This is a genomic window from Pseudonocardia adelaidensis (assembly GCF_039543345.1).
GTDB lineage: Bacteria > Actinomycetota > Actinomycetes > Mycobacteriales > Pseudonocardiaceae > Pseudonocardia > Pseudonocardia adelaidensis.
The window spans coordinates 36,894-62,330 of record NZ_BAABJO010000030.1 but is presented as its reverse complement, the minus strand read 5'-3'; the positions used below and the strand labels follow the sequence as shown (position 1 = coordinate 62,330).

General features: G+C 72.9%; 23 protein-coding genes. 20 read left to right on the top strand and 3 right to left on the bottom strand.

The annotated features are described in order from the left end of the window. Positions 1-35: 35 nt before the first annotated feature. The 5 genes from ABEA81_RS31330 to ABEA81_RS31310 all read left to right on the top strand — a co-directional run bounded on the left by ABEA81_RS31330 (position 36) and on the right by ABEA81_RS31310 (position 4,695). A complete protein-coding gene (locus ABEA81_RS31330; protein WP_345610056.1) occupies positions 36-677 on the top strand; it encodes a dihydrofolate reductase family protein in 642 nt (213 codons plus the stop codon). Positions 678-826: 149 nt separating this feature from the next. Then, the gene (locus ABEA81_RS31325; RefSeq protein WP_345610054.1) at positions 827-1,495 is read left to right on the top strand and encodes a phosphoribosyltransferase; all 669 of its coding nucleotides are present in this window, start codon (positions 827-829) and stop codon (positions 1,493-1,495) included. A 563-nt stretch (positions 1,496-2,058) separates the two neighbouring features. After that, positions 2,059-2,340, top strand: coding sequence for a PASTA domain-containing protein (locus ABEA81_RS31320; protein ID WP_345610052.1), 282 nt, complete (start codon positions 2,059-2,061; stop codon positions 2,338-2,340). A 14-nt stretch (positions 2,341-2,354) separates the two neighbouring features. Further along, a complete protein-coding gene (locus ABEA81_RS31315; protein WP_345610050.1) occupies positions 2,355-3,953 on the top strand; it encodes a N,N-dimethylformamidase beta subunit family domain-containing protein in 1,599 nt (532 codons plus the stop codon). A gap of 82 nt (positions 3,954-4,035) precedes the next feature. Further along, positions 4,036-4,695, top strand: a complete 660-nt coding sequence (locus tag ABEA81_RS31310; protein WP_345610048.1) for a hypothetical protein — start codon at positions 4,036-4,038, stop codon at positions 4,693-4,695. A gap of 101 nt (positions 4,696-4,796) precedes the next feature. Here the strand turns inward: ABEA81_RS31310 and ABEA81_RS31305 are convergent, their stop codons facing one another. Further along, positions 4,797-6,047, bottom strand: coding sequence for an MFS transporter (locus ABEA81_RS31305; protein ID WP_345610047.1), 1,251 nt, complete (start codon positions 6,045-6,047; stop codon positions 4,797-4,799). Positions 6,048-6,254: 207 nt separating this feature from the next. Between ABEA81_RS31305 and ABEA81_RS31300 the strand changes: the two genes are divergently transcribed. The 7 genes from ABEA81_RS31300 to ABEA81_RS31270 all read left to right on the top strand — a co-directional run bounded on the left by ABEA81_RS31300 (position 6,255) and on the right by ABEA81_RS31270 (position 15,600). Beyond that, on the top strand, positions 6,255-9,956 hold the full coding sequence (locus ABEA81_RS31300; RefSeq protein ID WP_345610045.1) for a nitrate reductase subunit alpha: 3,702 nt from the start codon (positions 6,255-6,257) through the stop codon (positions 9,954-9,956). After that, complete coding sequence (narH, locus tag ABEA81_RS31295) at positions 9,956-11,686, top strand: nitrate reductase subunit beta (RefSeq protein ID WP_345610043.1); 1,731 nt, start codon at positions 9,956-9,958, stop codon at positions 11,684-11,686. Before ABEA81_RS31300 ends, narH begins: the two co-directional genes overlap by 1 nt. Then, positions 11,683-12,309 carry a nitrate reductase molybdenum cofactor assembly chaperone gene (narJ, locus tag ABEA81_RS31290; protein WP_345610041.1) on the top strand — a complete coding sequence of 209 codons (627 nt, stop codon included), beginning with the start codon at positions 11,683-11,685 and terminating at the stop codon, positions 12,307-12,309. The genes narH and narJ overlap by 4 nt, the downstream gene beginning before the upstream one ends. Further along, complete coding sequence (gene narI / locus ABEA81_RS31285) at positions 12,306-13,031, top strand: respiratory nitrate reductase subunit gamma (RefSeq protein WP_345610039.1); 726 nt, start codon at positions 12,306-12,308, stop codon at positions 13,029-13,031. The genes narJ and narI overlap by 4 nt, the downstream gene beginning before the upstream one ends. A 5-nt stretch (positions 13,032-13,036) precedes the next feature. Continuing rightward, positions 13,037-13,381: a cupin domain-containing protein gene (locus ABEA81_RS31280; protein ID WP_345610037.1), complete on the top strand. Its 345-nt coding sequence runs from the start codon at positions 13,037-13,039 to the stop codon at positions 13,379-13,381. 221 nt (positions 13,382-13,602) lie between these two features. Beyond that, a complete protein-coding gene (locus tag ABEA81_RS31275) occupies positions 13,603-14,256 on the top strand; it encodes a response regulator transcription factor (RefSeq protein WP_345610035.1) in 654 nt (217 codons plus the stop codon). A gap of 303 nt (positions 14,257-14,559) precedes the next feature. Further along, positions 14,560-15,600: an Acg family FMN-binding oxidoreductase gene (locus ABEA81_RS31270; protein ID WP_345610033.1), complete on the top strand. Its 1,041-nt coding sequence runs from the start codon at positions 14,560-14,562 to the stop codon at positions 15,598-15,600. Positions 15,601-15,804: 204 nt separating this feature from the next. Here the strand turns inward: ABEA81_RS31270 and ABEA81_RS31265 are convergent, their stop codons facing one another. Both ABEA81_RS31265 and ABEA81_RS42790 read right to left on the bottom strand, forming a co-directional pair. Continuing rightward, positions 15,805-16,377: an Rv1733c family protein gene (locus ABEA81_RS31265; RefSeq protein ID WP_345610031.1), complete on the bottom strand. Its 573-nt coding sequence runs from the start codon at positions 16,375-16,377 to the stop codon at positions 15,805-15,807. Further along, positions 16,367-16,708 (bottom strand): universal stress protein, encoded by a 342-nt coding sequence (locus ABEA81_RS42790; protein ID WP_425570756.1) that lies wholly within the window; start codon positions 16,706-16,708, stop codon positions 16,367-16,369. The genes ABEA81_RS31265 and ABEA81_RS42790 overlap by 11 nt, the downstream gene beginning before the upstream one ends. 215 nt (positions 16,709-16,923) lie before the next feature. Here ABEA81_RS42790 and ABEA81_RS31260 point away from each other — a divergent pair, with 215 nt between their 5' ends. From ABEA81_RS31260 to ABEA81_RS31225, 8 genes are all read left to right on the top strand, one after another. Then, complete coding sequence (locus ABEA81_RS31260; protein ID WP_345610030.1) at positions 16,924-17,904, top strand: Acg family FMN-binding oxidoreductase; 981 nt, start codon at positions 16,924-16,926, stop codon at positions 17,902-17,904. Between the two features lie 43 nt (positions 17,905-17,947). Continuing rightward, positions 17,948-18,721 carry a universal stress protein gene (locus tag ABEA81_RS31255; RefSeq protein WP_345610028.1) on the top strand — a complete coding sequence of 258 codons (774 nt, stop codon included), beginning with the start codon at positions 17,948-17,950 and terminating at the stop codon, positions 18,719-18,721. Beyond that, positions 18,718-19,701, top strand: coding sequence for an Acg family FMN-binding oxidoreductase (locus ABEA81_RS31250; RefSeq protein WP_345610026.1), 984 nt, complete (start codon positions 18,718-18,720; stop codon positions 19,699-19,701). The genes ABEA81_RS31255 and ABEA81_RS31250 overlap by 4 nt, the downstream gene beginning before the upstream one ends. A gap of 723 nt (positions 19,702-20,424) precedes the next feature. Continuing rightward, a complete protein-coding gene (locus ABEA81_RS31245; protein ID WP_345610024.1) occupies positions 20,425-21,417 on the top strand; it encodes an Acg family FMN-binding oxidoreductase in 993 nt (330 codons plus the stop codon). A gap of 393 nt (positions 21,418-21,810) precedes the next feature. Next, entirely contained in the window at positions 21,811-22,266 is a 456-nt protein-coding gene (locus ABEA81_RS31240; protein ID WP_345610022.1) for a pyridoxamine 5'-phosphate oxidase family protein, read from the top strand. Further along, positions 22,263-22,874, top strand: a complete 612-nt coding sequence (locus tag ABEA81_RS31235; protein WP_345610020.1) for a CBS domain-containing protein — start codon at positions 22,263-22,265, stop codon at positions 22,872-22,874. The genes ABEA81_RS31240 and ABEA81_RS31235 overlap by 4 nt, the downstream gene beginning before the upstream one ends. Positions 22,875-22,925: 51 nt before the next feature. After that, positions 22,926-23,177 (top strand): potassium channel family protein, encoded by a 252-nt coding sequence (locus ABEA81_RS31230; RefSeq protein ID WP_345610018.1) that lies wholly within the window; start codon positions 22,926-22,928, stop codon positions 23,175-23,177. 145 nt (positions 23,178-23,322) lie between these two features. Continuing rightward, the gene (locus ABEA81_RS31225; RefSeq protein WP_345610016.1) at positions 23,323-25,137 is read left to right on the top strand and encodes a sensor histidine kinase; all 1,815 of its coding nucleotides are present in this window, start codon (positions 23,323-23,325) and stop codon (positions 25,135-25,137) included. The last annotated feature ends 300 nt before the right edge of the window (positions 25,138-25,437 follow it).

The window sequence follows — 25,437 nt, the reverse complement described above, 5'->3', positions numbered from 1 at the left end:
AATCGCCGTGACCCCGGCGCGGACGGACTACGACAATGAAGCTGACGACCGTCACGAACGTCTCCGTCGATGGGGTGACGCAGGGACATCGACGGATCGATGCAGGGACGCGCGGCGCAGGCGGGCCGGACGAGGAGGGCAGCGGCGGGTTCGAGCGCTTCGGGTGGGCTCCGCCCCTGCTCGACGACGAGGCCTCGACCTTCATCGGCCAGACCTTCCAGCGCGCCGACGCGTTCCTGTTCGGCCGGCGGACCTACGAGATCTTCGCGGGCTCGTGGGGAGCGGGCATGGATCCGGGGAACCCCGTCGGCGAGGCCTTGAACACGCGGCCCAAGTACGTCGCCTCGACCACGCTCACCGACCCGCGATGGCCGGGAACGACCGTCCTGTCCGGCGACGTCGCGGGCGCCATCGGCGAACTGCGAGCCGAACCGGGCGGTGAGCTGCAGGTGTGGGGCAGCGGCACCCTGATCCGCTGGCTGCTCGACCAGCGGCTGGTCGACGAGATCGTCCTGCTCACCTATCCCGTGGTCGTCGGCCGGGGCACCCGGCTCTTCCCCGCCACCGGCCCGGACCTGGCACTCGACCTGGTCGACCTGCGGTCCACCCCGAAGGGGCTGACGATCCAGACCTACCGCACCGCCGGGCGCCCGAGGTACGAGACGGCCACGACCTGAAGCAGGTGACGGCGGCCGGGCCCTCGTGCACCTGGACGGCGAATCCCTGCGAGGTAGCGCAGGTAGCTCGGGGTCGGCGGCAGGGACACCCTCTTTGAGCCGCCGCACGGTGGGTAGCCCAGAACCGTACGAGGTGGAGGACTGACAGCATGGTGTGGCAGTTCGGGGGCGGCCTCTCGTTCGCCGACCGCGCCGATGCCGGAGCGCGGCTCGCCGATCGGCTGGCGGACATGCCGTGGTCCGACCCGGTGGTGCTCGGTCTGGCCCGCGGCGGCGTGCCGGTCGCGGTGCACGTCGCCGACGCCCTTCGAGCTCCTCTCGATGTGGCGGTGGCCCGCAAGATCGCGGCTCCCGGCCGTCCTGAGTTCGGGATCGGCGCGGTGACGGCCGACGGCCCGCCCTGTTACGACGAGCGCACGCTGGCGGCGCTCGGTCTGACCCCGGACGACCTGAGGGAGGACTGCGAACGCGAGCGCGCCGAGGCCCGGCGCCGGCTGCGGCGGTACCGGCAGGGCCGGGACCCGATGCCGCTGGCCGGTCGGGACGTGCTGCTGGTCGACGACGGGCTCGCCACAGGGGTCACCGCGCGGGCCGCGCTGGGCGAGCTGCGCGGAGCCCGGCCGTCCCGGCTGGTGTTCGCCGCGCCGGTGTGCGCCCGCGAGAGCCGCGACGCGCTGTGCGCGGGAGGGGACGCCGACGATGTGGTCTGCGTGTCCGCCCCGCGCGAGTTCGGCGCGGTGGGGAGCTGGTACCGCGACTTCGGCCAGACCTCCGACGAGGAGGTACTCGCGGCCCTCGCCGAGAGGACGAGAACGTGACCCGGTCGACGACGTGCGGGCTCGCGACATCGCCGCCGCCCGGCGCGCCGCGTTGCCCCTGCGCACCGGCGCTGACCTGGACCCGCTGCTGCACGAGGCCACCGGCGGCACCGACGCCTGCTTTCGTCCTCGCCGACCACACCGCCCCGGCTCCGTCGGTGGTGGCTGTCCCACCGCCGAGGCACCCAGCGGCGACAGGACCGGTTCCGTTGACCACGTGGTGTGCGACGACGCGGCGACGTTGGTCTACCTGGCCAACCAGGCTCGGAGGTGTCCGGGCTGGAGAAGGGGGACGTGGTCGTGTCGAGAAGGTGCGCGAGCTGACCGGTGGCCACGGCACGCACGCCGTGCTCGAGGCCGAGCTCCCGCGGTTCGCCGCGAGAACGGCGTCATCGGTGCCGGCCTGACCGCGGTCGGCGCGTGCCGGGAGGCGACCCTGGCCTACTTCGACCGGGTCGTCGAGGTGTTGGGTTGTCCTCCGTGGGCGATGTCGCGCTCGGAGGAGCCGATCGTGGCGGCCTCGCGGCGATTCGTGCGTACTCTGAAGTATGGGACGACGAGAGGTGCTCACCGTGGTCCCCGAGTTGGTGGGACTTCCGGTCAGGGTCGCACAGGACGTGGCGTTGGATGCCCGGTTGCTGGCGGTCGACCAGGCACCGGCACCGTCGCGAACGGCCGCCGGTGTCGTTACCGAGCAGAACCCGCCTGCGGGGAGTTGTCTGCGCCCGGGCAGCCGGGTGAGGATCTGGGCGAAGGAGCCCGACGACGGTGACGGCAACGGCGGCAGGGGCGGGTTGCGGCTGCCGACAGGGCCGATCACGGTGACCCCCTCGGGCTGCAAGTGAGGGACATCCGGCCCGTGCTGGGCTCGGGACGTCGGCAGCGCCGGACGAGGCCGGCCCGCGTTCCCGCCGCCGGCTGGTGGCCCTTCGCGGAGGCCGCGGCGCGGCGCGCCTTCGTCGGCATCGCCGGGCTCGCCGCCATGGCGGTCCTGGCCGCCGGATGCGCAGCAGCGCCACCGGCGCGACCGGACACGCCGGAGCAGCCGGCGGCACCGGCACCGTCGACACCATCCCCGGGCCAGGCCGGGACGCCGGACTGGCAGGTGACTCGGCCCGGCCCCGAGCACGCCATCGAGGGTTTCGCCGACCGGACGAGCGTGGCCCCGGGCCAACCGGTCCGGTTGTTCGTCTCGACCACGACGAGCAGCTACACGGTCACGGCCTTCCGCATCGGCGCCTACACCGCGTCGGACGCGCTCGAGGTCTGGGCCTCACCACCGCAGCCGGGCCGGGTGCAACCCGCTCCCTTCGTCGATCCACCCCGCAACACCGTCGTGGCGCCCTGGTCGCCCTCGCTCACCGTTTCGACCGACCGGTGGCAGCCCGGGGACTACTTATTTCGCCTCGACGCCGACGACGGCTCACAGCGGTTCGTTCCGCTGACCGTGCGTACCCCCTCCAACGCGGGCCGCGTGCTGATCGTCAACGCGGTGACGACGTGGCAGGCCTACAACCAGTACGGCGGCTACAGCCTCTACAAGGGGCCGGACGGACGCCGGGAGAGCCGCGCCCGCGCCGTCAGCTTCGACCGGCCCTACGAGGCGCACTTCCTCGGCGCGGGGCAGTTCCTGCAGTTCGAGCTCCCGGCCCTGCGGGTCGCAGAACGGGCAGGGGTACCGCTCGGCTACGCCACCGACATCGACCTGCACGCCGACCCGCACCTGGTCGACGGGGCCGCGGCCGTCCTCACGCTGGGGCACGACGAGTACTGGTCTCCCGCGATGCGCCGGTCGATCACCGCGGCCCGCGACGGCGGTGTGAACCTCGCGTTCCTCGGCGGCAACGAGGTCTACCGGCGGATCCGGTTCGAGGCGTCTTCCCTCGGCGAGAACCGCGTCGAGGTCAACTACAAGTCGGCGGCCGAGGACCCCGCGGCCCGCACCGCTCCCGCCGAGGTCACCAGCGACTGGCGGCAACCACCCGATGCGCAGCCGGAGAGCGAGTTGACCGGCAACTACTACGGCTGCTTCCCCGGCCGGGCCGCGCTGGTCGTGGCCGATCCGGGCAGCTGGTTGCTGCAAGGGCTCGTTTCCGCGGGTGAGGCGTTCCCCGATGTGGTCGGGATCGAGTACGCCAAGGTCGATCTGTCGGTGCCGACGCCACGACCTTTGCAGGTGCTGTTCCACTCGCCCGTCGTCTGCGGGAGCACCAAGCGCGCCGAGTTCTCCGACGCGGTCTACTACAGCACCCCGAGCGGGGCAGGAGTCTTCTCGACCGGTACCCAGGACTGGGTCGCCGGCCTGGACCCGGCCGGAATCGGCGGTGGCAACGGCGGACGCGTCGCCCAGGTGCTCGGCGCGGTCACCACGCGCATGCTGCAGCAGTTCGCCGCCGGGCCCGCCGGCCGCGCCCACCCGGCCGTGGACAACCTCGCCCGGCTCGGCATCGGCCCGTAGCCCGACCCTCGCACCACGCGACGCAGTGGCTCGGCCGTCGCCTGCCCTCGTGCCGCGCGGCTCCACCGCATGAGGCTCGCCGGTGCACGGGCATCTCTCCGCCACCGGCGTGTACCTCTACATCCTGATCGGCGGGATCCTGTTCGCCCTCGCCACGGTGATCGCGGCCGTCCTGGCACGGAGGCGGTTCCCCCCGCGACAGAGGCCGACGAGCGCGGGAGCGTCGGGGCGGACGCAGGTGACCGCGGCGCACCGGGCGGCGCCGCCCACCCGCCACCGGGCACCCACCCCGCCCGCCGCCCGTGGCGTGAGGAAGCCGGCGCAGCTCCTCGCCGCCGGGGTCGGCGGAGTGCTGCTCATCGGGATGGCGATGTTCTTCGGGACCCAGGTCCTCACCGCCGACGACGGCACGGCGCTGCTGGGCAGCAGGCAGGTAGCCGTCGGGCCCGACCAGGAACGGGTGGAGGTGGGTGCGCTCTTCGGCAGCGTCGACGTCGTGGTGCCCGACGGCATGCGCGTCCGGGTCGGCGCCCGGGTGGTGTTCGGCGGCACCGAGTGCGAGCGGGCCTGCAGCGGGCCGGGGCGCGAGGTCGTGGTGGACGCCGTCGGTGCGTTCGCGATGGTCGACGTGATGCGCCCCGGCGAGATCCTGGCCGATGAGCGCGAAGAGGCGCGGGAGCACGCCGCGGATGCCGCGGAGGACGCGCGCGAACGGGCGCAGGACGCGCGCGACGGCGGCTGAGGGCCCCGATCACTCGGAGACCATTTCCGACCGGTACCCCGGCGTCGAGCCAGCGGTCGGGACGTCACCGGACCTGCGTCACCCAGCTGCAGGTGAATGCCTCACCGAGGAGTACCGGCCCGAACGCGCCCACGGACGCCGGTGGCGGTGAGCGCTCCTGCGGCCGCTGCGGTGAGCGCGAGCAGCACGTACCCGAGCGAGTAGTCGTCGAAGACCCCGTAGGTCAGCCCCATCACCAGCGGCGGGAAGAAGCCCCCGAGCCCGCCGGCGGCGCCGACGAGGCCGGTCACCGCCCCGACCCGTTCCGGCTCGACCAGCCGCGCGACGAGCGCGAACACAGCACCGGTACCGACTCCGAGAGCGGCGGCGAGGCCAAGGAAGGCGGCGGTCCCGACCGGGACGAGCGGCAACTCGACCGCGACCAGGACGGCCAGCCCGGTCACCACGACGTAGGAGCCCGTCAGCACCCGAATCGGGTCGTACCGGTCGCAGAGCCAGCCGCCCAGCGGTCGCATCGCAACCGCCAGCACCACGAACCCCGCCGTGCGCAGCGCGGCGTCGCCGCGCTCCAGCCCGAACGCGGTGGTCAGGTACGAGGGCAGGTAGACGCTGAACGCCACGAACCCGCCGAATGCCACCGCGTAGAGGAAGGACAGCTGCAGGGCCACCGGCATCCGCAGCGTGGCGACGAGCCGGGCGAGCACCGACCCCGACGGGACGGGCCGGTCGGGGCGGTCGCGCAGCAGCAGGAAGGCGACCGCCGCGAACACCACCAGCACGGCCGCGACCAGGTCGAACGGGAAGTTCGCCCCGAACGCGGCCGCCAGCTGCACGGTGGAGAACGCCGAGATCGCCGTGCCGCCCATCCCCGCGCCGAAGATGCCGAGGGCGAGACCGCGTCGGTCGGGCGGGTACCAGGAGTTCACGAACGGGACGCCGATGGCGAACGTGGTGCCGCCGAGGCCGAGGAAGAACCCGCCGACGAGGTAGCCGGCCAGCGAGTCGGCGAAGTGCCCGAGGTAGAGGACCGGCAGCACGGTCAACAGGGCGACGGTCGGGAACATGCGGCGCGCCCCCAGCCGGTCGGTGAGGGCACCGACCGGGATCCGGCCCAGCGAACCGACGATGACCGGGACGGCCACCAGCAGCGACTGCTGGAACGCGGTGAGGGAGAGCTCCTCGCGCAAGCTCGCCCCCAGCGGCGAGAGCAGGGCCCACGCCCAGAACGTCACCGCGAAACCGGCCGTGGACAACGCGAGCGCCCTGCCGGGGCCACCATCGCCCGGCCCGCCCGGCGGCCGTGCTCCCCGGGAACGCATGGGCGAGTTCGTCCGCGGGTCACGCTCGGCCATCGGTGTACCTCCGTCTCGTCCGCGTGGCCGCCTGCCCGGGCCTCGCCCTCGCACCCGATTGCGTCACGGGAATGCGACGCGGGACAGGGTCCTTGCGACCGGGTTCCCGGGACCTTCGCCGTGGAATCGGCGAGAACGGTTCCGCCATGGTTGGCTGCGATGAGCCGCAGGTGTGCACAGTCCCGACGACGGGCAGGGAGCATCGCGATGGCCGAGCCGACGGCGCCCACCACCTCCACGACCAGCGGGTTCGATGGCCCCGCTGCCGACGTCCTGCTACGGACCGGGCACTTCTTCACCCGACACGAGACCTCCGGCGACCTGCGAGCGGTGTACCGGGAGGGCGGCCGCGAGGGCGATGTCTTCTACCGCGACCGCTGGAGCCACGACAAGGTCGTCCGCTCCACGCACGGCGTGAACTGCACCGGCTCGTGCTCGTGGAAGGTCTACGTCAAGGACGGGATCATCACGTGGGAGAGCCAGCAGACCGACTACCCGTCGGTGGGCCCCGACTCCCCGGAGTACGAACCGCGGGGCTGCCCGCGCGGCGCGGCGTTCTCCTGGTACACCTACTCCCCCACCCGGGTCCGCTACCCGTACGCCCGTGGGGTGCTGGTCGACATGTACCGCGAGGCGAAGGCGCGGCTCGGGGACCCGGTCCTGGCCTGGGCCGAGATCACGGGCGATCCGGAGAAGCGCCGCCGCTACCAGCGGGCGCGCGGCAAGGGCGGGCACGTGCGCGTGTCGTGGGACGAGGCCGTGGAGATGGTGGCGGCCGCGCACGTACACACGATCAAGGCCCACGGCCCGGACCGGATCGCCGGGTTCTCCCCGATCCCGGCGATGTCGATGGTCAGCCACGCCGCCGGTTCACGGTTCATCGAGCTGGTCGGCGGCTGCATGACCTCGTTCTACGACTGGTACGCCGACCTCCCCGTCGCGTCCCCGCAGGTCTTCGGCGACCAGACCGATGTGCCCGAGTCCGGCGACTGGTGGAACGCCTCCTACCTGCTGATGTGGGGCTCGAACGTCCCGATCACCCGCACCCCGGACGCACACTGGATGGCCGAGGCGCGCTACAAGGGCCAGAAGGTCGTCGTGGTCTCGCCCGACTACGCCGACAACACGAAGTTCGCCGACACCTGGCTCCCCGCCCAGCCCGGCACCGACGGCGCGCTGGCGATGGCCATGGGCCACGTCATGCTCAAGGAGTTCTTCGTCGACCGGCGGGTGCCGTTCTTCGTCGACTACGTCCAGCGCTACACGGACCTCCCGTTCCTGGTCGCCCTGGACGAGCGCGGCGGGGCCTACGTCCCGGGCAAGTTCCTCACCGCCGCCGACCTCGGCGACACGGGTGAGGGCGCGGAGTGGAAGACGGTCCTGTTCGACGGGCGGACCGGCGAGCCGGTGGTCCCGAACGGCTCGCTGGGCTTCCGCTACACCGACTCGGGCCAGGGCCGGTGGAACCTCGAGCTCGGGGACGTCGCTCCGCAGCTCACGTTGTTCGGCGGGGAGGCGGCGGAGGTCCTCCTCCCCCGGTTCGACTCCCTCGACGGCACCGCTGGGGTGCTGCGCCGCGGCGTGCCGGTGCACCGGGTCGGTGGAAAGGTCTGCACGACGGTGTTCGACCTGATGCTCGCCCAGTACGGCGTGCACCGCGCCGGCCTGCCCGGCTCCTGGCCGAGCGGCTACGACGACGTCGATCAGCCCTACACCCCCGCGTGGCAGGAGCCGATCACGTCGGTTCCTGCCGAGCAGGTCGTGCGCGTGGCCAGGGAGATGGCACGCAACGCGGAGGAGTCAGAGGGCCGCACCATGATCATCATGGGGGCCGGCATCTGCCAGTGGTTCCACGGCGACGCCACCTACCGGGCAGTCCTCTCGCTGCTGCTGCTCACCGGGTCGATGGGCCGCAACGGCGGCGGATGGGCGCACTACGTCGGGCAGGAGAAGTGCCGCCCGACCACCGGTTGGGCGACCATGGCGGGTGCCACCGACTGGTCCCGCCCGCCGCGCCAGATGATCGGTACTGCCTTCTGGTACACGCACACCGACCAGTGGCGCTACGACGGCTACCGCGCCGACGCCCTCACCTCGCCACTGGCAGAGGGTCATCTGGCGGGCACGCACACGATCGACACGATCGCGCTGTCGGCGCGGCTGGGCTGGATGCCGTCCTACCCGCAGTTCGACCGCAACCCCCTGGATGTGGCCGACGAGGCCGGGAACGGCGACGTCGCCGCCCACGTCGTCGACCAGCTGCGGTCGGGGAAGCTGAAGTTCGCGATCGAGGACCCGGACGCGCCGGAGAACTGGCCGCGCTGCCTTACGCTGTGGCGGGCCAACCTGCTGGGTTCCTCCGCGAAGGGCGACGAGTACTTCCTCAAGCACCTGCTCGGCACCCACAACAACCTCCTCGCCGACCAGACGCCGGAGGACCGCCGTCCCCGTGACGTGGTGTGGCGCGACGGCGAGGCGCCGGAGGGCAAGCTCGACCTGCTGCTCGCACTGGACTTCCGGATGACCAGCTCGACGCTGCTCGCCGACGTCGTGCTCCCGGCCGCGACCTGGTACGAGAAGCACGACCTCAACACGACGGACATGCACCCGTTCGTCCACGCGTTCACGCCGGCGATCGATCCGCCGTTCGAGACGCGCACCGACTTCGCCGCCTTCCACGCGATGGCCCGCCGGTTCTCCGAGCTCGCCGGCACCCACCTGGGCGTGCGGCGCGACGTCGTCGCCGTCCCGCTCCAGCACGACACGCCCGGCGAGACCGCCCAGCCCGGCGGCCGGGTACGGGACTGGCGGACCGGGGACGTCGAACCGGTCCCGGGGAAGACCATGCCGAACCTGGTGGTCGTCGAGCGCGACTACACCGCGATCGCCGACAAGATGGCGAGCGTCGGCCCGCTGATCGACCGGCTCGGGATGACGACCAAGGCCATCACCTACCAGCCGGACGAGGAGATCGCCCACCTCGCGGCGAGGAACGGCGTGATGCTGGGCGGAGCGGGCGACGGCCGCCCGGCGATCGACACCGACGCGAAGATGGCGGAGGCGATCCTCACCCTCTCGGCCACGACGAACGGCCGGCTCGCCGTCCAGGGGTTCCGGGTGCTGGAGGGCCGCACCGGCACCCGCCTCGTCGACCTCGCCGAGGGCAGCGAGGAGCGGCGGATCAGCTTCGCCGACACGCAGGCACGCCCCGTTCCGGTGATCACCAGCCCGGAGTGGTCGGGCAGCGAGACCGGCGGGCGGCGCTACGCCCCGTTCACCGTCAACGTCGAACGGGACAAGCCGTGGCACACCCTCACCGGCCGGATGCACTTCCTCCTCGACCACGACTGGATGCACGAGTTCGGCGAGACGCTCCCGGTCTACCGGGCCCCCCTCGACATGCAGCGCCTCTTCGGCGGGACCAGCCTGGGACAGCTCGGTGACGACGGCCGCTCCGTGACCGTCCGCTACCTCACCCCGCACTCGAAATGGTCGATCCACTCCGAGTACCAGGACAACCTGTTCATGCTCTCGCTGTCGCGCGGCGGCCCGGTGGTGTGGATGAGCGAGCCGGATGCGGCGTCGATCGGGGTGCACGACAACGACTGGGTGGAGGGCGTCAACCGCAACGGCGTGCTCGTCGCCAGGGCGATCGTCACGCACCGCCTGCCCCCGGGCGTCGTGTTCGTCTACCACGCGCAGGAACGGGTGGTGAACGTCCCGAAGTCCGAGGCCACCGGGCGCCGGGGCGGGATCCACAACTCGCTGACCCGGATCTTGGTCAAGCCCACCCACCTCATCGGTGGCTACGCGCAGCTGTCCTTCGCCTTCAACTACCTCGGTCCCACCGGGAACCAGCGCGACGAGGTCACCGTCATCCGGCGCAGGTCGCAGGAGGTGCAGTACTGATGCGGGTGATGGCCCAGATGGGCATGGTCATGAACCTCGACAAGTGCATCGGCTGCCACACCTGCTCGGTCACCTGCAAGCAGGCGTGGACCAACCGCAGCGGCGTCGAGTACGTCTGGTTCAACAACGTCGAGACCCGGCCCGGCCAGGGCTATCCGCGCCGCTACCAGGACCAGGAGACCTGGAAGGGCGGCTGGGTACGCAACCGCCGCGGCCGGCTGCAGCTCAAGGCGGGCGGGCGGTTCAGGAAGCTCTTCTCGATCTTCGCCAACCCGGTCCTGCCCCACATCCGCGACTACTACGAGCCCTGGACCTACGACTACGAGAACCTCATCGACGCCCCGCTGGGCGACGACTTCCCCGTCGCCCAGCCGAAGTCGCTGATCTCCGGCGAGCCGATGTCCGTCGAGTGGAGCGCCAACTGGGACGACGACCTCGGCGGCGCCCCGGAGCACGGCCCGCGGGACCCGATCGTCGAGCGGATCCGCAAGGAGTCCGAGGACAAGGTCCGCTTCGACTACGAGCGGGCGTTCATGTTCTTCCTCCCGCGCATCTGCGAGCACTGCCTGAACCCGTCGTGCGTGGCGTCCTGCCCGTCCGGCGCGATGTACAAGCGGGCCGAGGACGGGATCGTGCTGGTCGACCAGGACCGGTGCCGCGGCTGGCGGATGTGCGTCACCGGCTGCCCGTACAAGAAGGTCTACTTCAACCACCGCACGGGCAAGGCCGAGAAGTGCACGTTCTGCTACCCGCGGGTGGAGGTCGGGCTGCCCACGGTCTGCAGCGAGACGTGCGTGGGGCGGCTGCGCTACATCGGCTTGTTCCTGTACGACGCCGACCGCGTCACCGAGGCCGCGTCGGTGGAGGACGAGCACGCCCTCTACGACGCGCAGCTCGACCTGCTGCTCGACCCGCGCGACCCCGAGGTGATCGCGGCCGCGCGCCGCGACGGCATCGCCGACGACTGGATCGCCGCCGCCCAGCGCTCGCCGGTCCACAAGCTGGCCAAGGAGTACCGGGTGGCCCTGCCGCTCCATCCGGAGTTCCGGACCATGCCGATGGTCTGGTACATCCCACCCCTTTCGCCCGTCGTCGACCGGCTCACCGAGACCGGGCACGACGGCGAGGACGCCGGCAACCTCTTCGGGGCGATCGACGCTCTGCGCATTCCCGTCGAGTACCTCGCCGAGCTGTTCACCGCAGGCGACGTCGAGCCGGTCCGCGCCGTCCTGCAGAAGCTGGCCGCGATGCGCTCGTACATGCGGGACGTGACGCTGGGCAGCCCGCGCCGCGAGTCGATCGCGGCGTCGGCGGGGATGACCGGCGCAGAGATCCTCGAGATGTACCGGCTGCTGGCGATCGCCAAGTACGAGGAGCGCTACGTCATCCCGACGGCGTACGAGGCGCAGGCCCACGACCTGGAGGAGATCGGCTGCAGCCTCGACGTCGACGGCGGGCCGGGGATGGTCGGCAGCGGACCGTTCGGGGAGGCCTCGGGTCGCCCGATGCCGGTCTCGATGGAGACGTTCCACGCCCTGCGCGACCGCCAGACCAGCGACACGTTCGCCGACCCCGGGCAGCCCGGCGCCCGGATCAACCTGCTGAACTGGGACGGCAAGGGGCGCCCGGCGGGGCTCTTCCCGCCGCCGAGGGAGGCGCCACCGGAGCCGGGTGACATCACCGGCCGCAGCCGGCCGGATCCCGCGCCCGCGCCGGGGACCGAGCGATGACACGGCTCGGGGGCGAGCAGGCGGTCGTCCTCCAGGCGGCGTCGATCTGCCTGCAGTACCCCGACGATCGGGTCCGGGAGATGTTCCCCCTGGTGCGGAGCGCGGTCGACGCGCTGCCACCGGGTCGGGCGCGTGAACGGCTGACCGCGTTCCTGGACCACGCGGCGCTCACCCGGCCCGGCGCGCTCGCCGAGCACTACGTCGAGGTCTTCGACCGGCGCCGCCGCTGCTGCCTCTACCTCACCTGGTGGAGCGACGGCGAGACCCGCCGCCGGGGCGGCGCTCTCGCCACGCTCAAGCAGCGCTACCGCGCGGCCGGCGTCGAGTTCGCGAGTGGGGAGCTACCCGACTTCCTGCCCGCCGTGCTGGAGTACGCCGCCACCGCGGACCTCGTCGACGGTCTCGCCCTCCTCCAGGAGCACCGGGCCGGGCTCGAGCTGCTCCGGCTCGCCCTCCTCGACACCGGCACGCCGTACGCCACGCCGGTCGAGGCGGTGTGCGCGCTGCTGCCCGGCCCCTCCCCCACCGATGTCGCTGCCGCCAAGGCGCTCGCCCGCAGCGGCCCGCCCCGCGAACAGGTCGGCCTCGAGCTCGCGCCCTTCCCCACCGGAGGAGCCCGATGAACCCCGTGGACATCCTGCTCTGGGGCGTGCTGCCCTACGTGACGATCGCGATCCTCGTCGCCGGCACGATCTGGCGGTACCGCTACGACAAGTTCGGCTGGACCACCCGGTCGTCCGAGCTGTACGAGTCGCGCCTGCTGCGCATCGGCAGCCCGCTGTTCCACTTCGGCATCCTCGTGGTGGTCATCGGGCACGTCATCGGCCTGGTGATCCCGAAGAGCCTCACCGACGCCGTCGGCCTCTCCCAGGAGGCCTACCACGTCCAGGCGCTGCTGCTCGGCGGGATCGCCGGGTTCTGCACGCTCGTCGGCGTCGGGATCCTGATCTACCGCCGCCGCACCACCGGTCCGGTGTTCATGGCCACCACCCGCAACGACAAGGCCATGTACGTGGTGCTCGTCGCCGCGATCGTCGTCGGCCTCGCGACCACGCTCCTCGGCGCCGCGGGCGGCGAGGAACACAACTACCGCCTCTCGGTCGCCCCGTGGTTCCGGTCGCTGTTCGTGCTGCAGCCCGACATCGCGGCGATGGCCCACTCCGGCCTCACGTTCCAGCTGCACACCCTCATCGGCATGCTGCTGTTCGCGATCTGGCCGTTCACCCGGCTGGTCCACGCGTTCACCGCGCCGATCGGCTACCTCTTCCGGCCCTACGTCGTCTACCGCTCCCGGACCGGCGGCCCCGCGTCGCGCCGCCCGCGGCGTGGCTGGGAACGGGTGTGAGCACGATGCAGAAGCTCTCTCTGGACGCGCTGGCCCGCGAGCAGCTCGACGCCGCGCGCCGCAGCCCCGCGGGGCGGGCGGCGCACACCGCGGTGGGTGGGCACGAGCACGTGATGCGCCAGACGGTGATCGCGTTGCTGCGCGGCCGGAGCCTGGCCGAGCACGTCAACCCGGGCGAAGCCACCGTGCACGTCCTGTTCGGCCGCGTCCGCCTCGTGAGCGGCGACGCCGCATGGGAGGGCAGGCGCGGCGATCTGCTGATCGTTCCGCCCGCGTCGCACAGCCTCGAGGCGCTCGAGGACGCCGCCGTGCTGCTCACCGTGGCGAAGCGAGGCAGCCACACCCCGTGAGATCCGCCCGGGCCGGCGCTCGGCCCTCGTGGTCGGAGGATCCCGGTCCCGGATCCGGGCCTACTGGCCGCTCGCCGCCCACCGATAGGCGGAGCGGTACGCCGGCGGGAGCAGCACGCACAGGGCCTTTCGGCCTGCTTTCGCAGGCCGACTGCGGCTCGCCGGAGCGGGTACTCGCATCTACCGTTCTCCGTGTCGCAACCGAGCGAAAGGTCAGGGCCGTGACGATCTCCGTGTTCCTGCTCGACGATCACGAGATCGTCCGACGCGGGATCGCCCAGCTGCTCGACGGGGCGGACGACATCACCGTCGCCGGTGAGGCGAGCACCGCCGCACAGGCGTTGGCCCGGATCCCCGCCCTGCGCCCCGACGTCGCGATCCTCGACGTCCGCCTGCCCGACGGCGACGGCGTCACCGTCTGCCGGGAGATCCGCTCGGCCGTCACCCCGCCGCCCGCCTGCCTGATGCTCACCTCCTACGCCGACGACGAGGCACTGTTCGGCGCGATCATGGCCGGCGCCTCCGGCTACCTGCTCAAGCAGGTCACCGGCATCGACCTCGTCGGCGCCGTCCGCACGATCGCGGCGGGCGGGTCGCTGCTGGACGCCAAGGCCACCGCCGCGGTGCTGGAGCGGCTGCGCAGGGGCGACGAGCCGGCCGACCCCCGCTACGCATCGCTCAGCCCCCAGGAGCGGCGCATCCTGCACCTCATCGCCGACGGACTCACCAACCGCCAGATCGGCGCCGAGATGTTCCTCGCCGAGAAGACGGTCAAGAACTACGTCTCGTCGCTGCTGCACAAGCTCGGCTTCGCCCGCCGCACCGAGGCCGCCGTCTACGCCGCGGAGCTGCGCAAGGACGGCAGCACCCGCTGACCGAGCTCGGCTCAGAAGGCACCCGCCAGGGTCGCGTCCAGCTCCAGGCCCGACGCGACCGCGAGCACGGCGTCGAGCAGGCTCTGCATCCGATCGCGGATCTGCTCGATCTCCGCGAGCTGCTCCTGCACGCCGTGCAGGAGTCCGCTCCAAATCGGCGTGCGGCCGAACGCCGGGCAACCCGGTCCGATGTCCGTGCCGGACAGGCCGTTCGCCCGTACCGCACTCCCGGCCGCCCCAGGAGAGTGGTCGAGCGAGCACGGACAGCCGGTCCGCGCTCCGAGCGCCGGTTGGACGTGACCGATGATCACCGCATTCCCCGAGACACTGGGACTCACGCCCGAGCAGGTCGAGGCACTCCTCGTCACCGTCGGGCAGGCGCCCTCGCTGCACAACGCGCAGCCCTGGCGGCTGCGGCTCGGCCCGGAGGCCATCGAGCTGTACGCCGATCCGGACCGCAGGCTCCCGGCGGCCGACCCGGACGACCGCGAGCTGCGCATCGGCTGCGGTGCAGCCCTGTACAACCTGCGCCTCGCGCTGCTCGGCGACGGCATCCGGCCCCTGGTCACCCTCCTCCCCGACCCGGACCGGCCGGAGCTGCTCGCGGTGGTTCGCCACGGCGGACGCAAACCGGCGACCCCCGAGCAGCACCGGCTGCTGCGCGCCGTGCCGCTGCGCCGCACGAACCGCCACCCCTACGCCGACGAACCGGTGTCCCGGCCCGAACAGTCGGCCCTGCGCCGCGCGGCGCTCGACGAGGGTGGCTGGCTGGAGATCATCGACGATCCCGGCCGGCGCACGGCCCTGCGTGACATCGCGGCCCGCGCCCACCGCGCCCAGACGACCGATCCCGCCTTCCGCGTCGAGTTCGCCCGATGGACCGGCCGGGCGGACGACCGGGCCGACGGCGTACCCGCCACCGCAGGCACACCCGCCGAGCCGCACGACCGGTGGGTGCTGCGCGACTACACCGGCGGGAACCGGCCCGCTCGCCCGCCCGGCAAGGACTTCGAGACCGAACCCCTCATCGCGGTGCTGACCACCCATCTCACCGGGCCCGCCGCCGATGTACAGGCCGGGCAGGCACTGCAACGGGTCCTGCTCACCGCCACCGCGGACGGCCTCGCAACCTCGTTCCTCTCCCACATCGTCGAGGTGCCACACGCCCGCGAGGAGGTGCGGCGCCTCATCGCCGGCACGCAGCCCCCGCAGGCGGTACTGCGCGTCGGCCGCGGCTGGCCGGTCCCGCCGACCGGCCGGCGCGCCCCGGCGGACCTCATCGCACCGTCGTCGACATGCACCCGCTCCGGTGCACCTCACGAGAAGGAGACGGAGACGACGTGACGCGGTGGTCGTCGACATCGCCCGGGTCGACGGGACAGTTCAGGCCCTCGCGCGGCCGCACGACCGGGTATCCGACCTGCTCGCCGCTGAAGGTGTCGCGCACATGGGGCCTCTCGAGCGCGTCGCGCCGACCGTCGGGTGCGAGTCGGCGACGGCGCGGGCCGCCCGCTCCGCACAGCGGGATCTTGCGGGACCAGGGGCCGCTCAGAGGACGGTGCGCCGCCACCGCGGCTCGACCCGCTCCCATTCCTGCTCCCATCGCCGGGAGTTGTACCGGCCCGTGAGCCGCCGGACCCCGAGCCAGATCACGAGGAGGGGAGTCGCACCTGCGCACAGCACACCCACTGCTGCCACGGTCCCACCGATCACGGCGCTAGCCGGGCCCCCGGGGCGTGAGGTGATCTCCCCCGCGGCATCGATCCAGACCACGACCCCGGCCCCAGCAGGCACCGAACGCATCACCGGAACGACGCCGACGTGCTCCCGCCCACCGCGATCGGCCCACCGCGCCCGCACCTGCGCCGGCGCGCGGCCGAACTCCCCGGACACCACATGCGCGTCCTCGAGCAACACCGCACTCGTCTGCGACGACGACGTCCTGTCCAGCGCCGCCCGTTCGGCTTCCCGGCGCTGCACGCCCACCCCGGCCAGCACGGCGATGACGATCACCAGCAACGCCGCTCCCGTCAGGAGCCAGGCGACCAGGTCCTCGACGCGATCGGTCGTGCGGCGCGGAAGCCCGCCCGCAACGGGTGGGCCGTCCGGGTCAGGACGCATCGCGATCCCCTCCCTCCACCATCCGTGCCACTGCCAGGGGGCACTCGGCACGGTGCACCGAAGCGTTTCCGACGGAGCCGAGCAGCAGCCCGGCGACCTGGTCCCCGCCCCGCGCCCCCACGACCCCGAGCTGCGCCGCACCCGACCGGGTGGTCGGCTCGACAGCGGAGTGACCACGAACGACGACCCGCTCGACCTGGACGTCCGGGTGCTCGTCCGCCCAGGGGGTCGAGCCGCGGCGGCAGGCGGCGCCAGGCGGCCTCGGCCGTGCCCCACCCGACGGCGCGCAGCACCTGCTCGGAGCCGTCCACCCCCACCGCCACCGGCCGATCGCCGTCCTGTCGGTCCATCGCCGTTCCTCCTCGATCCCGAGGGGACCGTTCTCCGCGCGGCCGGCACCCGGAAGCGCCCGGAGACCCGGCCCGGAGGGGCGAGAGTCCTTTCCGGTACGGGACCACCGCCGCTGGTCGCGACGGCATCGCCGGGGGATCGTCGGTGGTGAGCGGGAACGGACCGCCGCCGCTCCGCCACCCCCGAGGAGCAGGAATGATCACCGACGACGTCGACCACCGCACCGTGATCAGTGCGCTCGCGCTGGCCGTCCGCGCCCCCTCGGTGCACAACAGCCAGCCGTGGCGCTTCGCCCTCGGGCCGAGCAGCGTGCACCTCTACGCGGACCTGAGCCGGTGGCTGCCGTCGACCGACGCTGACGGCCGCGACCTCGTGCTCAGCTGCGGGATCGTGCTGCACCACCTGCGGATCGCGCTCGCCGCCGCGGGGGTCAGGGCCTGCGTGTACCGGATGCCGAACCCCGACGAGCCCGACCACCTCGCCGCCGTCGAGCTGCTGCCGGGCCAACCGGCCGAAGCCGACCTCGGGCTGGCGAGCGCCATCGTGCAGAGGCGCACCGACCGCCGGTGCTTCACCGACTGGGATGTCCCGGAGGGGTTCCTGCGCGAGCTCGGGGCAAGGGCCGCCGAACAGGGCGCGCTGATGCAATGCCTCAGCGGGGGACGCGAGCGTTCGCTCCTGCTCGCGGCGATCCGTGACGCCGCCGCCGAGCAGGAGACCGACACGGCCTACCGGACCGAGAGGGCCGTGTGGAGCGGTCGTGTCGCCGACGACACCGGGGTGCCGGCCGGCAACCTGCTGCGCGACCCGCCCGGCACCGGAACCGCCCGCCGCTTCGCCCAGGGCCTCCTCGAGCAGGCCAACGGCCGGACGGACGACGGCGCAGCCCTGGTGGTTCTCGGAACCGCCTCCGACGATCCGCTCTCGCAGCTGCGAGCGGGCGAGGCGGCCAGCGCCGTCCTGCTGCACGCCACGGAGCTGGGGCTGGCGACCTGCCCGCTCAGCCAGCCGCTGGAGGTCGCCGCCACCCGGATCACGATCCGGGACGCGGTGCTCCGCGGCTCGCTCTGCCCGCAGCTGCTGCTTCGCGTCGGCTGGGCACCACCGGGTACACAGCTCCCGACGACTCCCCGCCGCCCGATCGGGCAGACGATCGAGCGCGTCCGGGACCGATGACGACGGGACCGATGACGAGGACCCGGACGAGGTGACTACGGCGATGACCACGGCAACGACCACGGCAACGCCCGCCCTCGACGTTCCGGGCGTCCCCCGGTCCGACACGCCGTCGCGACGACCCCGTGGAGCGCTCGTCGTCGTCGGCGACGAGATCCCGGGCTGGGCCGTGCGCTGGTGCGACGATTCCGCTCGGGAGATCCGTCACCGACTCGTCCCCGGCCCGGCTGATCCGGCGTCCGCCGAGCGGGTCGGCGCGATCATGGAGATCACGGCCGGTGCGGCGCGCAGCGGGGACCCGGTGCTGGTCCTGCCCGTGCTGCACCGAACGTATGCGAGTCCGCCCCAGGTCGTCGCCGCCGTGCGGTGCTTGCCGGACGACGCGCAGCCCCTGACCGAGGCGGTCGCATGCGCCGGACACATGGGGGCGGACCTCGTCGTGGCGCACGGGCTTCCCACTTCGTTCGGCGAACGGAGCGTCGGCCTCGACCACGCGGTCCAGAACGCCACCCGGCTCCTCGACGCCGCCGTCCGGGCAGCGTCGAGCAGCGTTCCCGGTCTCCGCGTGCGGCCGTGGCTCACCCGGGTCCGGGCGGACGAGCTCGTGGGCGAGCCGCTGGACGCCGATCTGCTCGTTCTGGGCGGCCCGCGCGCAGACCGGTCCGGACGCCTCGGGCTCGTCGCACGCAGCGCGCTGTTCCACGCCCCGTGCGCCGTCCTGCTGACTCCCCGGCCCGGGCTGTCGGCATCCGAGCCGTGGGCACCGACATCCGGTGAGAAGTCGAACCCGATTCCAGCCGCTGGAGGCCGACCGTGACGTCCCCGACGCAACTCGCCGACGCCGTCGAGGACGCCCTCCACGCGCCGTCGGTGCACAACAGCCAGCCGTGGCGCTGGCGGATCGGCTCCGACGAGGTGCGGCTGCACGCCGATCCGCAACGCCACCTCGCGGCCACCGACCCGGACCGCCGTGACCTCGTCCTCAGCTGCGGGGCGGCCCTGCACCACCTGCGCACCGCCCTCGCCGCCCGCGGTCTCGCCGCCGGCATCCGGCGCCTTCCGGACGCAGAGGACAGCACCCACCTCGCCACGGTCACGGTGCGGCCCGGGTGCGAACCGGCCGACGCCGCGTTGTTCCCGGCGATCGCAGAGCGCAGGACCGACCGCCGCCGGATGAGCCGCCGTCCGGTCCCGGCCGAGCACCTGCACACCCTCGTCGAGCAGGCCGCTCGCAACGGGGCGACCCTCGTCCCGGTCACCCGCCCCGCGATGCGGCAGCAGCTCCTCGCGGCGATCGTCGCCGCCGAGCGGCTCCAGCGCGAGGAATCCGGGTACGCAGCCGAGCTGCGGATGTGGACCAACCGCCTCCCGGGTGGCCGTGACGGCGTGCCCGACGCCAATGTCGCCGCACCGCCGATCGGCACCCTCGACCCCTCACCGCTGCGCCGCTTCGGTCGCGCAGGACTCGCCCAGGCCACACAGGTCTCCGGGCACGGCCGCGGTGACGACGCCGCCGAGCTGCTCGTCGTCACGACCGCCGGGGACGAGCCCCTCGACCGCCTCCGCGCCGGCGAGGCGACGAGTGCCGTCCTGCTGACGGCAACGCGGATCGGGCTCGCCACCACCCCGCTCAGCCAGGCCCTGGAGATCGACAGCTCCCGCCTGCAGATCCAGCGGAACGTGCTCGGAGTCCCGGAGCAACCCCAGCTCGTCATCCGTGTCGGCTGGCCGGCCTCGGGTGCGCCGACGCTGCCCGCGACACCGCGCCGCGAGCTCCGCTCCGTTCTCCTGCTGTGACGAGGCCGGACAACCACGCGAAGAGACCTGACGACCGACCACGAGCCCGGAGCCGAGCTGCAGGTCCTCACGCCGGCCCGCCGACGTGGGCTCCAGGAGGGGGCCGCCTCCACCACCCGCGGGCACGAGCAGTGGGCCAGAACGACGACCGTGGCGGCGGGGTGCGCCCGGATATCCCGACCCGGACGCACCCCGCCGCAGCCGATGCAACGCCCGGGCCGTTCCCTGCACCCGGCGCGCCACACCCTCCCCTCGGCCCGAGGACCTCGTCGTGCCCTCGCCACCGAGGATCGCCCACCGGGCCGACGTTCCTCAGGGCCGAAGGTCCCGACAACAGGGGACCCGAGCACGTGGCGAGAAGCGCGCCGCGCTCCTCGGAGCCCACCCGTGCGGACGTGCGATCCCCGTCCTTCCCCCATCCCTCCCGAGGGCGCCCCCGGGCGCGCCGGTGGAGGAGGTAGCGGCGCCGCCTCCGGCTCAGGCGCATTCACGGGGCCTCCGACCGGGGCGCGCCCCGCGCTGCCCGTTGGAGCTCGACGATCCCGGGGGCGCCGCCGGCGCCGTCGGGGCTTCACCCGGCAGGGTCGTTCCGCGCCCGGCACCGGGCCGAACGGCCCTGCCGCCGCGGACGGTGACGACGGAGCCTGGACCGGGTATGCCTTCCGCCTCCGAGTTGGGAGACAAGACAGTGGTGGCAACCCCTGACGGCGAGGGATCACGGTGATGACCGGCGCACTCATCGACGAGGAGACCGTGCTGGCCGCGCTGCGGCTGGCCATCCGCGCCCCATCGGTGCACAACAGCCAGCCATGGGCGTGGCGCGTGTACGGGAACACCGTCGATCTCTACGCCGACTCGTCCCGCCACATCCCCGCAACCGATCCGCAGGGCCGGGACCTGGTGATGAGCTGCGGCGCCGCCCTGCACCACCTGCTCGTCGCGCTGGCCGCCTCCGGCTGGGCGGGGCGGGTGCGTCGACTCCCCGATCCGCAGCGCCCTGACCACCTCGCCACCATCGAGCTCGCCCGGGGCACCCCCACCGGTACCGACGCCGACCTCACTGCCGTGATCCCGCGCCGCCGCACCGACCGGCGCAGGTTCAGCCCATGGGCGGTGCCCGGCGAGGTCATCGGCGGGATGACCGAGCTCGCCGAGCGCCACGGCCTCACCCTCCAGGCGGTCACGGAACCTCGGCTCCGCTGGCACTTGTACAAGGCGATCGCGGCAGCTGCCGAGATGCAGGAGGCCGACCCGCTCTACGCCGCCGAGCTCGCCCGCTGGAGCGGGCGCCTGCCCGGAGCCACGGACGGGGTGCCGTCCGCGAACGTGCCGTCGCCGGCACCGGCGCGGGGTCGGATGCCGATGCGCGCGTACGCCCGCCCGGCGGTGGTCGAGTCGCCGGGACAGGGCGAACCGGAGAACGCGGCCCTCCTGCTGCTGTCGACGTTCACCGACACCCGCGCGAGCTGGCTGCGCGCCGGCGAGGTGACCAGCGCCGTCCTCCTCACCGCCACCCTGGCCGGGCTCGCGAGCAGCCCTCTCACCCAACCGCTCGAGGTCCACGAGACCCGCGCGTTCGTCCGCGACCGCGTCGGAGCCAAGAAGACCGCGCATCCGCAGATCCTGCTGCGGCTCGGCTGGGCCCTGCCCGGCGCCCGCGAGCTGCCCGCCACACCGCGCCGGCCACTCGACGACGTGGTGGCGATCGGCCGCTGAACCGATCGTGTCGGACGTCGTCACCGCCGCCACGCGGGTCGACTTGCGCGAGTGGGGCGGCCCGCCGCAGGAGGTCCACACCTCCTCGCCCGTGACCGTCGTCGAGGCGCAGCGTCGTCGAGGCGCAGCGTCGTCGAGGCGCAGGGCCGCGGTCCGAGTCATGTTCGCGTGCCTGGCCGCGGCGGACGACCACCGGGACCAGCACGGTCCAGATCGGGACGCCCGCGGTCTCGCCCAGAAGGGCTGCGTGACCAGGGCCGGAAGGTGCCGTTCACCGGACATGCTCACCGTGGATGTGATCGGCACGACCCGACCGGCCGAGGACCTTCGGCCCTGTCGACCGCCCTCGGCGCGGGGGATCGTCGGTGGTCGGACACACCGAAGGAGAAAGCAGTGACAGCCGCAGATCGAGCGGCGATCGTCGAGCTGGTGGAGCTCGAGGAGGCCGAGTGCCTCCGCCTGCTCACCAAGAGCGAGATCGGCCGCGTCGTCTTCACCGACGCCGCCCTCCCGGCGGCGCAGCCGGTCACGTACGTCCTCGACGACCAGGAGGTCGTCTTCCGCACCGGAGGCGGGAGCAAGCTGGCCGCCGCCACCCGGGGCGCGGTCGTGGCCTTCCAGGTCGACGAGATCGACCCGAGCACCCGAACCGGCTGGACCGTGCTCGGCGTCGGCGAGGCCTACGAGGTGCTCTTCCCCGAACGCCTTGCCGAACTGGCCACGCGAATGCCGCGACCATGGGCACCGAGCCGGACGGCCCACACGATCGCCGTGCCCCTGCAGCGGCTCACCGGGCGCCGGCTGGTCGCGGTTCCGGCCGACGCCGACACCGCGGAGGGGCGAGCATGAGGGCGCGCGGGCTGATGACGAGCCCCGTCGTGACCGTGAGCCCGGACGCCCCCGTGAAGGAGGCCGCGCGGCTGCTCGTCACCCGTGGATTCGCCGTGCTCCCGGTCGTCGACGCCGACGACCGGCTGCTCGGGGTGGTCACCGAGGCGGACCTCCTGCGCAACCGGCTCCTGCCGGACCCGCGCGAGCTCATCCACAACCAGCCACCCGAGCCGATCCCACCGGCGCCTTCCGAGGTCGCCGGCGTGATGACCACGGAGGTCGTCACAGCCACCCCCGACAGGCACGTCGCAGAGCTCGGCAGGTTGATGGTGGACCGGCACCTGCGTGCCGTTCCCGTGGTGGACGGCGATCGGCTGGTCGGCATCGTGAGCCGGGTCGACGTGCTGCGCACCATCGCACGGGACGACGACGCGATCTCCCGTGACGTGGCCGGCCACCTGTCGGCGGCCGGCCGGCGGCGCTGGGACGTGGCGGTGGCCGACGGCGTGGTCACGCTCTCGAGCGAGGGGGCGGACGAGACCGACCGGCACATCGCCACCGTCGTGGCGGGATGTGCTCCGGGCGTCGTCGACGTCCGCATCCGAGATGACGCTGCGGGCCGGTGACGGAGGCGGTCCACCGCGACGTCCACCCGCTGTCCGAGGTGGACGGCGTCGATGTCGGTCTCGTCCACCGGGTGTCCACGGGCGACCTCGACGACCGCCCGATACGGGGACCAGGTCCCGGTCACGACGGCGGGCCGCTTGATCGCCGTCGCGCTGATGGCGGTCGGCGTGGCCGTGCTCGGCGGCGTTGCCGCCGTCGTCGCCCTCGTCGACCACCGTCCGCCCTGCGTGCGACCCTGGACAAGGGGCGACGGCGGACGGGCCTGCGACATGGTCGAGGGCACCCGAGTCGTGGTCCACTGACACCGGCATCGGTCGCGGGGTGGCCGCTTACCTCGGTCCAGCTCCGGTAGTCGATCGACGTGCCCGGCGTGGACGCGGTCGCGCTGAGCCCGGGCAGTAGGAGAACAGCCTGGTCACCGCGCCAGGACGGCGAGAGGTCGGAAGCGTGTCTGCTGAGGATCACGCGACCAGCATTGGTGGGGAGCAGCGGCGGCAGGACGGTGAGGGCCAGTACGCGCAGGGCCCCGTCCGGCGGGACACCCACGACGACGCTTCGGCGGCGAGCGAGTTGAGGTTTCCGGATCTGCAGCGGTTGGAGCTGGACCAGCTGCTGGGCCAGCTGGTGGAGCGGGCCCAGGAAGTGATGGCGACCCAAGGCCGGCTGCGTGGGTTGCTGCGCGCCAACCAGCTCGTCATCGGTGACCTGGATCTGCCGGCGGTGTTGCGGCGGATCGTCGAGGCGGCCCGCGAACTGATCGGTGCCCGGTACGCCGCGCTCGGGGTGATCGCTGCGGCCGGTGGTCTCGCGGAGTTCGTCCACACCGGCATCCCCGAGGACGGCGTCGAGCGGATCGGGCACCTGCCCCAGGGCAAGGGTCTGCTCGGTGCGCTGATCGACGATCCTCGCCCGATCCGGCTGCGCCGGATCAGCGACGACGACCGCTCGTCGGGTTTCCCGGCCGGGCATCCGCCGATGACGAGCTTCCTCGGCGTGCCGATCCGGATCCGGGACGAGGTCTTCGGCAACCTCTACCTCACCGAGAGCACCAAGGGGGAGTTCAGCGCGGAGGACGAGGAGCTGTGCACCGCGATCGCCGCCACCGCGGCCGTCGCGATCGACAACGCCCGCCTCTACGAAGCGGCCCGGACCCGCGGGGAGTGGCTGCAGGCCTCCGCGGCGATCACCCGCCAGCTGCTGTCCCCGGACGACGCTGGTGCGAAGCGTCCACTACGGCTGATCGCCGAGCGGATGCGGCAGATCGCAGACGGGGACCTGGTCACCGTCGCGCTCCCGACCTCGGACGGGCGCGAGCTGCGGATCGAGGAGGCGGCCGGCGTCGGTGAGCTCCAGGTGCATGGTTCCCACGTGCCGGTGGTGGGCTCGTTGCTGGGTCGGGTGTCCACCACGGGCGATCCGGTTCGGCTCTCGCAGGTCGAGGACGAGGCCGAGTGGGGGTCGCTGACCGCCGGCGAGCTGGACGTCGGTCCGGTGATCGTAGTGCCGCTGCTGGGCTCACGCGGGTCGCGAGGTGTGCTGAGCGCGGTGCGACGGCGTGGGCGGACCGGGTTCACCGAGACCGATCTGGAGATGGCCGGCAGCTTCGCCAACCACGCCGCCCTCGCCACCGAACTGGCCGAAGCCCGCGCCGAACAACAGCGGGCGGCGATGCTCGACGAGCGCGACCGCATCGCCGCCGACCTGCACGACCAGGTCATCCAGCGGCTCTTCGCGGCCGGGCTGTCGCTGCAGAGCGTGGCCATGGGCCTCGGGCAGGGCCGGGCCACCGACCGGATCCTCACCACGGTGGCCGACCTGGACGACACGATCCGCCAGCTCCGCACCACGATCTACGAGCTGCACGACCTGGCCAAGGCCAACCCCAGCGGGTTGCGTGCCCGGCTGCTCGACGTGGCCGCCGACGCGATGAAGGCGCTGGGTTTCGATCCGACCGTGCGTTTCGACGGACCGATCGACACCCTTCCCCCCGAGGTCGGGGAGGACCTCGTCGCGGTCCTGCGCGAGGCGCTGGCCAACGTCGCCCGGCACGCCGGCGCCGGCAACGTGGTCGTCGAGCTCGTCTCCCGCCCCGATCAGCTGAGCCTCACGGTCGAGGACGATGGAGTCGGGTTCGTCCCGGGCGCACGCAGCAGCGGGCTCACCAACATGCGGCGCCGCGCCGAACGCCACCGCGGGACCTTCGACATCGCACCCCGCGAGCCCATCGGGACGATCGTCCGCTGGACGATCCCCCGGACCTAGTGGGACTTCCGACGAGGGGCCCGTCCGTGGCGCCGTCCCTGGAGATCCGGCGCCCCGACAGCAGCTGCGGCGGCACGCACACCACGACGTCCCTCCGCCCCGCTGCCCACGGCTCGGGCTGGTCCCCGAGCCGGCGAGCTGCAGGGGGTCGCAGACCTCGTACGCCCCACCCGTCGTCGACCTCGAACGCCACGACGTTCCCGGGGACCATCGTGGCCAGCTCGCCGCTCCGCCTTGGTCGTGAAGACCACCTCCTCGCCGGAACGCGGGCGAGCTGAACCTGCGGGTCCGAGCACGCGG